The following is a 14,147-nucleotide window of genomic DNA, read 5'->3' as shown; positions in this document are numbered from 1 at the left end:
TTTCTGATAAAATAGTGCCTGCCGGCCGTTAAATGGATCGGGGTAAGACCCTTTAAAGCATGAAAGTAGTAAAAAAACAAAGTATAAAAAAAATATTTGATCCGGTCACTGTGGTAACAGTAATGACCAGATCAAATATTAATGAATTGTTATCCTGTAATCAGCTTAGCAGTCGGCACAAACAGCCATCTGCTTGGTGCCGGCAACAGCCCTTTCTTTCCCGGCTTTCGGCTGCGGAGCGCTTTCACTTTGCTTACCGGTAGCGGGTTTTGAACGGTATTTGGCAAGATTGATGAGCAATACACTGGTTAAGATAACGGCCAGTCCGGCAACCTGCAGCCAGCTCATGTGTTCACCGGCAAAGAGAACGCCCAGCAATACAGCCACCACCGGGTTTACATATACGTGCGTGCCGACTTGCGCTACAGGACGCACCGTCAATAGCCATACATAAGCGCTGTACGCAGCCAGGGAACCCATGACTACCAGGTATAATACGGCCAGCCAGGATTCCATGGGCACTGCCTGCCATTGGAAGCCGGCCCATTCATTATTGACAATACTGGCCGGGATAAATACCAGTCCGGCTATCAGCATCTGCCAGGCCGAATTGACGGTAGAAGAGCCTGTGGAATTGTTTTTGGAATAGATAGATCCGCCAGACCAACTGAGCATACCCACCAGCAGTATTAAAAAGCTAATGACAGAGATCGCTCCGCCTGATTGGGAAACTGCACCGGCAACACTTTCACTAAAGAGCAGCACCACACCTGCAAAGCCAATGAGGAGCCCTGTCACCGTATTGCGATTGGTAAGGTTTGTTTTCCAGTTGGCCTTGTCCAGCAGTACCAGCCAGATGGCCTGTGAAGCGATCAATACACCTACGAGCGAGCTGGATACTGTTTTTTCGACCCAGATGACGGCGCCGGTGCCAACAAATAATAACATGGTACCGGTAATGGCGGCATGTTTGATCTGTACGGGATTGAATAGTTTTTCTTTCTTGAAGACGCACCATAACATCAGCAGGGCGCCTGCTGCTATAAAGCGCAGCGCTCCCAATATAAAAGGCGGGATGTGCGCCACTGCTTTTGCAATAGCGAAGTAAGTAGACCCCCACACAATGTACAATACAGTAAAGGCTACGACAACCATTACCGGTGAGGCTTGTTTTTGTTTTTCGGCTAACGACATAAAGATTAGTTTTTTGGTATGACCAATTGTTGTTGCTCTTTCACGGTTTCAAGCACGATCGTTGTTTTCGTAGACAGCACATTGGGGATACGCTTGATGGCCTTTCGCATCATGGCCATCAGGGAAGCGGAATCTTCAGTGCGCACTTTCACCAGGAAGCAATCTTCCCCGGCAACGATGTGCACTTCCTGTACTTCCGGGACCTTGGCCAGTGAAGCGGCTATACTTGAATCTGACCCGATCTCTTTTGTTTTGATAAAAATGAAGGCCAGCAACTTCTGGTTCAGCGCCGTGGGGTTGATGGCTGTATTGTATTGGAGGATCACTTTTTTCTGCTCCAGCTTTTTTACCCGCTCCAGTACTGCCGAAGGGGCCATGGCCAGCTCCCGGGCCAGGTCGGCATTGGAAATACGGGCATTGGCCTGCATCAGGTCCAGTATCCGGAGGTCAATATCATCCAGCTCAATAAACATAAAGAATATATTTCTGTAAAAGTAAGACTATTCCGAATATAATTCTGTCGCAACCCCCATATTTCGCAATTTATTTACACTTTAATAACTGTCAGAAGCCGCCCCCTATGGGCAATCCCCTACCGGGAGCAACCCTAAAAGACTAATAGGCTTAGGGTTATGCCGTGTTACCATCTTTTTAAATCTTACCTTGTCTGGCAGTATTCAGGCACGATCGTATACTTTTATCGCACCAACACATTCAGTAACTTATTGTGAACCCATTGTATGGAAACCCGGAGATCATTTTTGAAAAAGGCATCTATTTTGTCCGGCGGCACCGGCCTGTTGCAGGTATTGCCCGCTTCCATTGCCAAAGCCATGGCCATCAACCCGGCGGCAGGCAGCACTTACCTCGATGCAGAGCATGTAGTATTCCTGATGCAGGAGAACCGCTCCTTCGACCACACCTTTGGCAGCCTGCAGGGCGTACGCGGCTTTAATGATCCACGCGCCATTACCCTGCCCGACAACAATAAAGTATGGCTGCAAACCAATAATGCAGGAGAAACGTATGCGCCCTTCCGCCTCGACATAAAAAACACCAAGGCTACCTGGATGAACTCCCTGCCCCACTCCTGGAGCAACCAGGTGGATGCCCGCAATAATGGTAAATACGATCGCTGGCTGCAAGCCAAACCCTCGGGCAATAAAGCCTATAAAGAGATGCCGCTTACAATGGGTTACCATAACCGGGAGGACATCCCCTTTTATTATGCCCTGGCAGATGCCTTTACGGTATGCGACCAGCATTTTTGCTCTTCCCTGACCGGCACCACCCCCAACCGCCTGTATTTCTGGACAGGTACGATCCGGGAGAAAGCCGATGAAAATGTGCTGGCCCGTGTATGGAATGGTGATGCTGATTATGGCAATTGGGTGAACTGGACCACTTTTCCCGAACGGCTGGAAGCGCAGGGTATTTCCTGGCGGGTATACCAGAATGAGATCAGTGTTGGTGTAGGCTTTGAGGGAGAAGAAGATGCCTGGCTGGGTAACTTCACCGATAACCCTTTGGAGTTTTTTGCACAATACCAGGTAAAACTGTCGGCTGAATATATTGCCAACCTGCCTAAAGCTGCCGCAAAATTATCAGCAGAGATTAGCAGGCAGGAACAGCAATTAAAAGCCCTGCCGGCAGGTGCTGCAGATGCAGAGAAGATCGGAAAAAGGATAGACTGGTTAAAGAAGCAATTGGCTACAGTAGAAGAAGATCAGAAAGTATATACCCGGGAAAAATATGAACAATTGTCCCAACGTGAAAAAGACCTGCACGATAAAGCCTTTACCACCAACCGGAAAGACCCCTATTATCACCAGTTGGACACTTTGAAGTATAAAGATGGCGATACAGAACGCGAAGTAAAGCTGCCCAAAGGAGATATCCTGCACCAGTTCCGTGAAGATGTAAATACAGGTAAATTACCTACTGTATCCTGGATCGTAGCGCCGGAAAATTTCTCCGACCACCCCGGCGCTGCCTGGTATGGCGCCTGGTACCTGAGTGAAGTGATGGATATCCTTACTAAAAACCCGGAGGTGTGGAAGAAGACCATCCTGGTGCTCACGTATGATGAGAATGATGGCTATTTTGATCATGTGCCTCCTTTTGTGGCACCACATCCTTACAAAAAAGAAAGCGGTGCTGTTTCCGAAGGCATTCATACCGGCGTTGAATATGTAGCCAATGCCAGCCAGCAATCTTCCGATGCAGATGACATGCGGGAAAGCCCCATTGGCCTGGGCTACCGGGTACCGCTGGTGATCGCTTCGCCATGGAGCCGGGGCGGTTATGTGAACTCGCAGGTATTTGACCATACCTCCGCCTTGCAGTTCCTGGAAAAATTCCTATCGCACAAAACCAGTAAAAAAATAACAGAGCCCAATATCAGCGCCTGGCGGCGCGCCGTATGCGGTGATCTTACTTCTGTATTCAGACCCTATAACGGGGAAAAGATCATTAGTCCGACCGCACTGCAACGAGACGAATTTATTGAAGGCATTCACAAGGCACAGTTTAAAAAGCTGCCCTCCAATTACCGGAAACTAACGAAGGAAGAAATAGCCCAGGCCAATAAGCAGCCTTATGCTACGTCTTTCCTGCCGGCGCAGGAAAAAGGCATCCGTAACGCCAATGCCCTGCCTTATGAGTTGTATGCGGAAGGGTTCATCAGCGAAGACAGGAAGTCGTTCGATATTGTCATGAAATCCGACAAAGGCACTTTTGGTGATGCTACTGCCGGCTCGCCCTTTCAGGTATATGCACCCGGCCTGTACCAGGGAGAAAGGGTACGCGCGTGGGACTATGCCGTAGCACCAGGTAAAGCGGTGGCTGGCAACTGGGAAGTGACTGATTTTGAGGGAGGCATTTATCACCTGCAGGTGTATGGCCCCAATGGGTTCTTCCGGGAGTTTACCGGCAGCAGTGCAGCGCCCATGGTAAGTACCAGGACAAAGTATGAACCGGTGAATGGCCAACGCTCACAATTATCAGGCAGACTGATCCTGACCTTCGGCAACGCAGAAAAGACAGCACAAACAGTTATTATTACAGACAATGCCTACAAGCAGACCATACAAACCGTGATCGTGCAGTCAGGCCGGGAGAACCTGGCGATCATTGACACTGCCAAAAGCTATGGCTGGTACGATTTCACTATCACGGTAAAAGGGCATACTTCTTTCAGCAAAAGATATGCTGGCCGGATAGAAACAGGCCGGGATAGCAAAACCGATCCCTTTATGGGCAGGATGGTATAAGCCATCCCCAAAAGCGGCCCAACCAGAATAACTTTATAGTTTTGTGCTGCTATGCATTACCGGAATAGCCAATATAGGTGGTTACTTGTCTGGTTATTATCGAATGTCCTATTGCCACCGGCGATGGCGCAAGGAGATACTGCTGCACCCGGTAGCGGCAGACTGAAAAATATATTTAGCATCGGGAGCGGCCTTCAGCATGGTTTCATTTTTGCTCATTCACCGGCTGTAGAGAACACCAAGGGAGCCCACCCTACCGGCCTGGAATTAACGCTCGGCTGGCAGCGGAATGATGCTGCGATCTGGAATCTCTGCAATTGCTTTCCCCGCAAGGGCCTCCTGCTGACCTTCTATGATTATGATACGCGCATATTGGGAAAAGGTCTTACCGGCGCCTATTTTTTAGAACCCACTTACCGGCTTAATAGCCATATTTTCTTTTCTTTCAGAGCAGCGACAGGCCTCTCCTATCTCACGGCTCCTTATCGCCCGGTACACAATCCTACCAATCAATCCTACAGCACCCACCTGAGCGGTTACCTGCTGGTGGGAACAGGGTTATGGTTCAGACTGAATGACCGGTGGTGGCTGAATGGCTCTATCAATTACCAGCATGAATCCAACGGCGGACTGAAAGAACCCAATAAGGGGATTAACTGGCCTACTGCCGGTGTTGTAGTCAGTTACCAGCCCCACCCCCGGCCTTATTTCCGGGGCATACGCAGAAGGGATAAGTTCTGGAAGGAATTACCTGTCAGGTGGGATGCCGGTGTGTTTGGCATCGCCAAGAGAGTGCTGGATGAGCAGGGCAGGAGCCGCCGGCTACCCGTGATCGGCATTAGCTTCCAGGGAAGCAAACAGGTAGGCCGCATTAATGCACTTACTGCCGGGGTGGAAGTATTTACCGACCGGGCATTGCGGTTCAAGCTAAAACAGGATTCAATAGATGCCAGCGCCACCAGGGCCGGGCTATTGCTGGGACATGAATTCCTATTGGGAAAGTTCATCTTCAGCCAGCGCTTTGGCATTTATGTTTTCAATCCTACCAATTATTTTGAAGATGTTTACCATCGCTGGGGAATACATTACCGTATTAACCGGCACCTGGGCACAGGCTTTCACTTACAGGCCCACCGCCACATAGCCGACTTCATAGACCTACGCTTTACCTGGTCGTGGCCACAATAAATAAAAAGGATTCGATTAACTGGTTGTTACCGGCGGTTCTGTTTCTTTTGATAGCGGCCACGATACAAGCTCAGCAGGTTATTCAAGGAACGCTGGTCTGTTTCATAGTCGTCTATCTGTAATTTTGCACTGCCGCCGGGATAATCATAAATCAGGTAATAATAGGTATGCTTTCCTGAACGCTGGCCGATTGCTTCCTCATTGGTAATATCCTTCCATTCATAAAATGGGGTTGAAATGGTCTGTATACCTTTATCATTTACTATGATCTGTGGCTTTGTATTAGTAGCCTGCCTGTACTCTTTGTAACTCAACCAGGCGCCGATCACTACCGCGATAGCACCCACAATGTAATTTCCTGTGCTGACGATCAGGAAAACGCCCCCGCCCAGAATAACCAGCATAATGGCCATTTGAAAGTAATTCTTGCCTTTGGAGTAGCCAATGATGGTTTCGGCCGGAATAGCGAGATCGTCTGTAAAAACATCTTCCTTATTGAATTTGCTTTGCAGGGAAAGCCATCTTTCTTTATCAAGCGGCGTCCAGATCTCTATCTTTCGCCAAAAGCTATTGTCGGGCCAGATGAGCTTTTCCCTGATCGCCCGCTTTTTAAGCTCATGTACATTACGCACATTTTCAAAGGCCCATAGCCGCCATTTGGGGATCATGATGCCCCAGTAAAGCCAGGCAAGACCTAAGCCCAGAATAAATCCTACCGGGAGCACCCACACCGGCAATATGTTTTGAACAACTAAATAAGTGGAAGCGCCGGGTATCCCCAGTACAATCAGGAATGCCGGGTAATTGATCATCTGTTGCCCTTTGGAGATGGCTTCATCTACAGTTGTTGTTTCGTGCACAGCTTAGGGGTTTTAATCAAATATACTATGAAAAGCAACTTAAAACCTTTCTACCCCTTTTACATTCATCTTTAGCGAAGTTACCCTGTCTACTGCCCCTGTAATGAATAAGAGTTTATTATTGTGACCGGCAAAAACATTGTTTGTCGCTCCGCCGCCGGTAGGAACATTAAAGATCCTCTTTCCGTTCGGGTCAAAGGCGGTTACGCCCAGGCTGTTGCTGATGTAAATATTTCCCCTTTCATCCATTGACATACCATCACCGCCCATGTCAATAAACTTCTTCATATTGGCGAGTGTTCCATTAGGTTTAATATCGAACACCCAGGTGCCGCCCAGGTTATCAGGAGCCCATTTATTTACGTAGAGTTTTTTTCCATTTGGGGTTCCAACAATACCGTTCGGCCATCCATCAGCATCCCATCCCATGTCTTCAGTCGTTACCCGTACCAATTTGCTGCTGCCGGGAGCCAGGTAATAAACATAACCTCCTTTGCCGGTGGCAGCCTGTTCCGAATGTGTTGGAGGCCAACCTTGTTTCCGGGGATCGCCTTCCTCCCAATAATCTCTTGGAAACATCGGGTCAGTAATATACATACCTCCGGTCACAGGATTGATCCATACATCATTGGGGCCATTTAACAGTTTACCCTTGTAATTATTGACCAGTACTTTATGATTACCGTACCTGTCTATACGCCATAGCTCTCCACGCATATCTGCACAAGCGATCAGGTTACCCTGTTTGTTAAATGCCATTCCGTTGGAACGACCAGTCCCCTGTAAAAACAAGGTTATTTTGCCAGTGGCAGCATCCCATCTGTAAATCTTGTCATTGGGCTGGTCAGTAAAAAACACATTTCCCCATTTATCAACAGCAGGACCTTCTGTGAAACTAAAGCCTTTTTGAATGGTGTCTAATCGTCCATGCGCAGCCGGTGAAACAAGGCAGGTGGGGTCAAAGATAGTACTCCCCTCTACTGCAATACAACCACAATCAGGTGGCCTGTTGCGGGCATCTACTTCGGTGAGTAAGTCTGAATTATTAACTGCATTTTTTGTGCAGGAGAAATATCCGAAGGAGCATAGTACTCCCAGGAAAAAAAGAATACTTTTTTTCATAAGCAAACAAGTTTAAGTGAAAAAATATGACGGATACAATTACACGGATAAACAAAGTAATCCGACTTCTTCAAAAAAACTTCCAATAAAATACAGTGAAGAATATTATACAAGCTCATTAGAGGCTGGCAATGACATTTGTCATGGACAATGGAGGTCCTATCCGTTAGGATGTACCTTGAGTTTAGTATATAACAATGTTCCTCCCGCTAAGCAAGTATTGTTGATGTGGTTCTAAACGTGCTTTAATGATCATCCTCAGCAAACCGGGTACGGCGATAGCCGTGAATCTGGTACGTTACGCCCGGATCATCGGAGAACTCAGCTTCAAAATAGATGCTATCAGTTACTGCCTGTGAAACAGGCCCCTTACTTACACCGGTGAGTACTTTACCATTTTGCACGTTGATGGTAATGTTACTATACTCGCTGGTGGCGCCGGTAACAGAGAAGGTTTGATTGGCCGCATCCACGTCGCATTTGAATTTGAAAGGCCAGATATCTTCATGGTCATCAATCCACATTTTATTACTGGCATTGTCTGCCGTATTGTAGGTCATGACCGAGAAAAAGCTTTGTGATATGAGGTCACCGTCAACAGAAAGCTGCACCCACCATTCACCAGCCAATTTCTCAACAGCAGTACCTCCTATATCTTCATCTTTTTCACAACCGGCAACAATAATCCCTGCCATAAATACCGGGAATATATATTTAATAAAACGACTGCTCATAATAGTAGTTGTTTAAATTTTAGTAAAAGTGCGCAAGCCGGTGCCATAGCCACCGGCCAGGATTATCCAGTCAACGGTGATGGGAACAGCCGTTGCCCGGTACACCTCACTGGTCGATTGGATGACATTTAATCCGCCTATGGAAGGGTCAAAAGCCTGCTGGCGGGGGATAGCGATCTTAGTACCCTCATAGTTAACGAGCTTTACAATAAAGCCTACTCCTGCAGCAGCGCCTCCCGGATTGTCTACATCATATATTCCGCGACCGGTTTTTGTCCAGGTAGCATTAACACCGGTAAGTGCCCTGTTATAAGTGCCGGAGAAATTGTTATTGGTTACATCAGCAGCGGTAGATAGGATGACCACTGTTCTCCAATCGCTGGCAGAATAGCCATCGGGAGAGCTGGCACTGTATTCCAGTTCATATACACCGGGCGTATTGACATTCACCGAACCTGTAGTAGTATATTGAACAGGTTGGCCTTGCAGGAAGGCATCTGCGCCGGCTTCAGTATAAGGGGTGCCCTGGTTTTGGATAATAAGGCGCTCACCCTTGATGGCTACGGAAGGAAAATTAACCACCTTGGAACCTCCTACATATCCTTCCGGGTAATCGAATGAAGGTTCTTTGGCACAGGCCTGCAGCAACAATATTCCCAACACAGGCAGCGCATATTTCAGGATCAACTGTTTCATAAAATTTGTTTGTTGTGATTACTTTGACCACCATACTTTTTCTGTCAATGGTACTTCCGCCGGTGTATTGATATTGCGGCTTCTTTCTATTTCGGGAAACAACAACCGTTTGGGAAACAAACCTCCTGTCACCCCATTGGCAGAATAGACCAGTTGGCCAGCTACATAGGCCGGACTTGTTGAGTATACCGGACTGTATTTCGGATAACCAGTGCGGTTTTGCTCAAAAAAACCTTCCAGGTCATGTGTGCCTGGAAATGAGGCCCATTTCTGTGTACTGATCGCTTCCTGTTTCTGTTCTATCGTACCACCATCGGGAAAGATATAAGCTCCTGTGAGCAATGTTCCGGGCGTAAGTCCCAACTGCTCAAAAGCGGCCGTTACACCGGCATCATACAAGGCTTTGGCGCCTGCTCCTGCAAAATAACGGGCGCGCGCTTCGGCCTGTAAAAGATAGGATTCAGCTTTGGAGATAAACCATACGGGATCGGTGGCATGCTGCACAAATACCGCAGCAGCGCCATAAGCCGGGTTATTGCTGGCATAATCGCCCTGGTGGATAGCGCCGGGAGTGGCAGAACCAAAATAACTGACGATGCGCGGATCATTGTTTTTCTGCAGCCAGCTTACGAAGGTTACACTGGCCCGCAGATTATCATTGGTATTTAAGCGACGTATATTCTGTTCATAAAAAGGATTGCTGTAATTGGGCCGGTCCTCGTAGCTGGTGATGCCTGCGCCTGTTTCCAGGAAAGGCGCATTGTTGGAATATAAGTCCGTAACGCCTTGCTGCGCTTCTGTTGGCTTGGCGTTGATCATACGCAGGTACATTTTGAGCTTAAGTGTATTGGCAAAACGCTCCCACTGGTCCATATCCCCCTCAAAAATGATATCACTTACCGCATCAGTAGTATTTAAGGTAACCTTATATTCTTTCGTCAAGGCATCATTAATTTCGGCCAGCAGGCCGGTATAGATGCTGTACCCGTCATCGAATTTGGGTTGCAGGTTGGCAGAACCTGATAGCGCTTCTGAATAAGGCACCCTGTCATAGAGATCAACCAGCACCTGGTACGTGTAAACTTTCATTATAGTAGCCATCAGGTAAAAAGGCCAGTTTTCTGATGCGGTGGTAAGGTCCTGTATTTTTTTATAGTCTATCAATGCACCCCGGAACAATTCCCGGTAGGCAATATTGTTGTCGGAAGACACCATACTGTAAGCATCAATGGTACGGTACTGGCTGGCAAAGGCGCTTTGCGTATAGTATTGCGCCCAGAGCCCGCCGGTAATGGCATACTCTCCTCCTATTTGTCCGGCTGTAGCCATGAATGCAGAAGGAAGCAGGAGTTGTGGTGTTGCATTTTCCACAGAAGGGTTATTGGGATCAATATTGTCTTCCGTGATCTTACTGCAACCCGTTCCTGCCACCACCATGATCAGTAGGCAGATGATATATTTTCTCCGTTTCATAAGCTGATTTTTAGGTTAGAAAGAGATGCGTAAGGAAGCTCCATAAGAACGTGGCGTTGGCCCTACCCTGAACTCACCAAACTCGCTGGCTATATCCCTGCCGAAGTTGGAAGATTCCGGATCAACCATCCTGTTACCCTTTGGCAGCTTCACCCACAGGTTCCTTCCAATGAGGGTTAACACCACGCGTTCCGCGGCTATCTTTTTTGTCCAGTTGGAAGGGAAGGTATAGCTCAATGTCACATCCCTTAACTTGAGGAAGGTCTTGTCAAGAATGGTCCAGTCATAGAATGTGGCCCTGTTAGAGTTCTGGTAATAATAATCATCCTGGTGTATTTCATCCAGCACCGTTTTATTTTCTGTATATACGGGCTTACCATCTGCATCAAAGGATTCATTCACAGAATTGGGTATAATAAACGGCTTCCTGCCATTGTATACTGTTCTGTAATGGTTGCCCGTAAATAGCAATAGTTCGGAAGTACTGGAATAGAATACACCGCCTTTGCGATAATCGAAGGAGAAGCCCAACCGGAAGTTTTGATAGGTAAAGCTATTGGACAGCCCCATGGTATAATCCCTTTGTGCTGTACCAAAGTAAACGTCTTCCGTAGTCACTACCGGGAACCCGGTGTTGACATCAACAATTACGCGGCCCTGCGGATCACTCCTTGCAGTAGGGGCAAAGAATACACCCAGTGGCATGTTCAGCCGAGCCTCCAGGTTGGCATCGTAGGCATTGTTGAGGGTTACCCTGTCGAGCCCGGTAGGCAGTTCCAGTACCTTGTTGCGGTTGCGCGTGAATACATAATTGATGTCCCAGTTGAAATGCCTGGTACGTACCGGTGTTACCTGCGCACTCAGTTCGATACCCTGGTTGCGTACTTCACCAAAGTTGAGGGTTACAGAAGTATATCCTGTGGTGGGTGCAATGGGTACATTGATGATCTGCCCTTCTGATAACTTGTTGTAGTAGGCCAGGTCAAGACTTATCCTGCTGTCCCATAACCTGAACTCGCCACCCAATTCCCATTCCTTGCTGATCTCCGGTTCCAGGTTGACATTACCCAACCTGTCGTTCAACGTATAGCCGGGCACTCCGTTAAAGGGGAAACTGATCTGCCCGAAGGGCAATATTACTACCTGTGAAGAGATCACATCATACACCCGGTAGATCGGGGCATCCTTACCGGTACGGCCCAGGCTGGCCCTGATCTTGGCATAATTGATGGGTGTTCTTCCAGTGAGGTCAAGCAGGTTTGACAGGAGCAGGGAAACGTTGGCGCTGGGATAGAAGTAGCTGTTCTTTCCCTTGGGCAAGGTAGAGCTCCAGTCATTCCTGCCGGTCAAGGTGAGGTAGAGATAGTCTTTATAGCCGAGCGTGGCAGAACCAAAAACACCAAAGATGGATTGTTTGCTTTTATAGTGTGCGCTTTGCGGGGGATTCACCCCATTGGAAATGTCAAAGAATCCCGGTAGCGCCAGGTCTTCCACATAGGTGTACAATACATTACTGCCTCTTTCATTGTAATTGGCGCCGGCAATGGCATCGATGTCAAAGTCGTCATTGAACCTTTTCTTGATGAGCACATCCAGCTTGCTGTCATACTCATAATATTTTTGTGAACCTTCCTGTACGCTGCCGATGTTGGCAGAGCGGGCAGCGCTCTCCGGATTGCTTCCCGCATTCCAACTGCCGGGAGAAGGCGCATTCTTGTTGCGCCAGGTTTTGGTAACGCTGTTCGTATTGTCAATACCCTGTTGCAGTTGCAGGGTCAGCCAATCCATTATTTTGTATTGCAGGTTGATGTTGCCAAAGAAGCGGTCATTGCGGCTGCGCCCGCCATTTTCAAATAAAGTATAATAGGGGTTTTCTGCAAAAGGCGTAAAGTAGTTGTCTACATTGAAGAATTGGTTTTTATAATCCCGGAGGTCAGCAATAGGAATATCTACCGGTATCTGTAATAGTTGTTCAAAGAAAGAGCCCCCTACACCGGAAGCCGATTGCCCTACTTCTACAAAACGTTGTGCCTTGTTCACAAAGTTAAAAGACCCTTCGGCAAAGAATTTATCCAACCGGGTAGTAGCCCGCAATGACAGGGCATTCCTGCGGTAGGAATCATTATCGGAAGGTACTACCCCATCACTGTAAGCATTTCCATAAGAAAAGTAAAAAGTAGTATTATTGTTACCACCATTGAAGGAAACGGTATTGTTGAATTCACGGCCTGTTTCATAAGCATCCCGGAAATTATCTTTGACAAAAGAGAAAGGCTTCAGCAGTTGCGAGTTGTTGACAGGCGCGCCCCATAAACGGTTTACTCCATCGAGCCGGGGTCCCCAGCTACCATTTTCTGAAGGAATGAATTGTGCTTCCCATCCCTGTCCGAACTGGTTCTGCATCCTGGGCAATATGAGCGGGTCGGAAAAAACAGCAGAGGAATTCACATCTACTTTGATCCTTCCGCTCTTCCCTTTTTTGGTCGTGATGATAATAACACCATTACTGGCGCGTGAGCCATACAAAGAAGTGGCAGCAGCACCTTTCAGCACAGTCATAGTTTCGATATCATTGGGATTGATATCATTCGCTGTATTACCAAAATCATAACCGGGCAGACCTATATTGTCCAGACCCGTACCCTTATTGTTGGCGCCATCGGGGTCAACCCCTTCCGATCCCGGTCGCACATCACTCACCGGCACACCATCCACCACAAACAGGGGTTGGTTATTACCACCGAGTGAACTATAGCCACGCAGGATGACCTTGGTAGATCCACCCGGGTTGCCGCTGACGTTAGAAATATCCACGCCTGCTACTTTCCCCTGCAAGCCATCAAACATACTTACAGGAGATACCCGGTTGATGTCTTCCGTTTTTAAAGTAGTAGTAGAATAGCCGAGTGATTTTTTTTCGCGCGACTGACCGAGGGCAGTGACCACCACTTCATTTAATTGGGTAGCTACTTCTTCCAACATTACATCGAGGGTGGCGGCATTGCCGGGTTTTAATTCTTTGGGACTATAGCCAACAAAGCTGAAGACCAATGTAGCGTCGGTGGGAATATTGGCGATGGTGTACCTGCCATCTGCACCTGTTTGAACGGCTGTTGTTCTACCCTGTACGGATACAGTGGCTCCCTGTATGGGATTGCCGGTCTTTGCATCTGTAACCTTTCCGCTTATGGTACGTGTTTGTGCATACAGGCTTCCGCAGCATAATAAAGCTGCGACGAGAGAGAATAGCACTCTTCTCATAAAATTAGTTTTTGATCTTCTCTGAAATTATCCAGATATTTTATACCTGTGAAGCAGTATTACACCAGCTAAAACAGATCAGGAAAGGTTTACGAAGACTTACGTACATATTTTCAGGGTAACTTCCCGTTAGTAATCAGGTAAATTGTTTTTATTTTATTCCTGCGCAGCCTGTTACCTACATGAATAGTTTCCTGTTTCATTTCTGCCGCATTTGTAAATAATACATTCATTGCACCTTACAGCAGATACGATTCACAAATATTATCATGAAGCCATATTTATATATTGATAAATGGCCAATATGTCCGATAAGAGGATAGCAGGCCCTTTGGGCTCCAGGGGTT

10 protein-coding genes are annotated in these 14,147 nt (G+C 47.5%); 2 read left to right on the top strand and 8 right to left on the bottom strand.

The window, feature by feature from the left end; genetic code table 11:
• Nucleotides 1–165: 165 nt before the first annotated feature.
• Both HB364_RS17855 and HB364_RS17850 read right to left on the bottom strand, forming a co-directional pair.
• Nucleotides 166–1,194 carry an EamA family transporter gene (locus tag HB364_RS17855; protein WP_208419984.1) on the bottom strand — a complete coding sequence of 343 codons (1,029 nt, stop codon included), beginning with the start codon at nt 1,192–1,194 and terminating at the stop codon, nt 166–168.
• A gap of 5 nt (nt 1,195–1,199) precedes the next feature.
• A complete protein-coding gene (locus tag HB364_RS17850) occupies nt 1,200–1,667 on the bottom strand; it encodes an Lrp/AsnC family transcriptional regulator (protein WP_167289572.1) in 468 nt (155 codons plus the stop codon).
• A 267-nt stretch (nt 1,668–1,934) separates the two neighbouring features.
• Here HB364_RS17850 and HB364_RS17845 point away from each other — a divergent pair, with 267 nt between their 5' ends.
• Together HB364_RS17845 and HB364_RS17840 are read left to right on the top strand one after the other, a co-directional pair.
• Entirely contained in the window at nt 1,935–4,466 is a 2,532-nt protein-coding gene (locus HB364_RS17845) for a phosphocholine-specific phospholipase C (protein ID WP_167289571.1), read from the top strand.
• A 123-nt stretch (nt 4,467–4,589) separates the two neighbouring features.
• A complete protein-coding gene (locus HB364_RS17840; protein WP_167289570.1) occupies nt 4,590–5,654 on the top strand; it encodes an acyloxyacyl hydrolase in 1,065 nt (354 codons plus the stop codon).
• Between the two features lie 26 nt (nt 5,655–5,680).
• Here HB364_RS17840 and HB364_RS17835 read toward each other — a convergent pair whose 3' ends face one another.
• The 6 genes from HB364_RS17835 to HB364_RS17810 all read right to left on the bottom strand — a co-directional run bounded on the left by HB364_RS17835 (nt 5,681) and on the right by HB364_RS17810 (nt 13,800).
• A complete protein-coding gene (locus HB364_RS17835; protein ID WP_167289569.1) occupies nt 5,681–6,514 on the bottom strand; it encodes a hypothetical protein in 834 nt (277 codons plus the stop codon).
• 39 nt (nt 6,515–6,553) lie between these two features.
• Nucleotides 6,554–7,636, bottom strand: a complete 1,083-nt coding sequence (locus tag HB364_RS17830; RefSeq protein WP_167289568.1) for an SMP-30/gluconolactonase/LRE family protein — start codon at nt 7,634–7,636, stop codon at nt 6,554–6,556.
• 245 nt (nt 7,637–7,881) lie between these two features.
• Nucleotides 7,882–8,370, bottom strand: coding sequence for a lipid-binding protein (locus HB364_RS17825; RefSeq protein ID WP_167289567.1), 489 nt, complete (start codon nt 8,368–8,370; stop codon nt 7,882–7,884).
• 12 nt (nt 8,371–8,382) lie between these two features.
• Nucleotides 8,383–9,066, bottom strand: a complete 684-nt coding sequence (locus HB364_RS17820; RefSeq protein WP_167289566.1) for an immunoglobulin-like domain-containing protein — start codon at nt 9,064–9,066, stop codon at nt 8,383–8,385.
• Nucleotides 9,067–9,084: 18 nt separating this feature from the next.
• Entirely contained in the window at nt 9,085–10,539 is a 1,455-nt protein-coding gene (locus tag HB364_RS17815; protein ID WP_167289565.1) for a SusD/RagB family nutrient-binding outer membrane lipoprotein, read from the bottom strand.
• 15 nt (nt 10,540–10,554) lie between these two features.
• Nucleotides 10,555–13,800, bottom strand: a complete 3,246-nt coding sequence (locus tag HB364_RS17810; RefSeq protein WP_167289564.1) for a SusC/RagA family TonB-linked outer membrane protein — start codon at nt 13,798–13,800, stop codon at nt 10,555–10,557.
• Between the last annotated feature and the right edge of the window lie 347 nt (nt 13,801–14,147).

Origin of the sequence: Paraflavitalea devenefica, from assembly GCF_011759375.1 — a bacterium.
In the GTDB taxonomy this organism is placed as follows: Bacteria; Bacteroidota; Bacteroidia; order Chitinophagales; family Chitinophagaceae; genus Paraflavitalea; species Paraflavitalea devenefica.
This window is presented reverse-complemented; position numbering and strand designations above follow the sequence as displayed.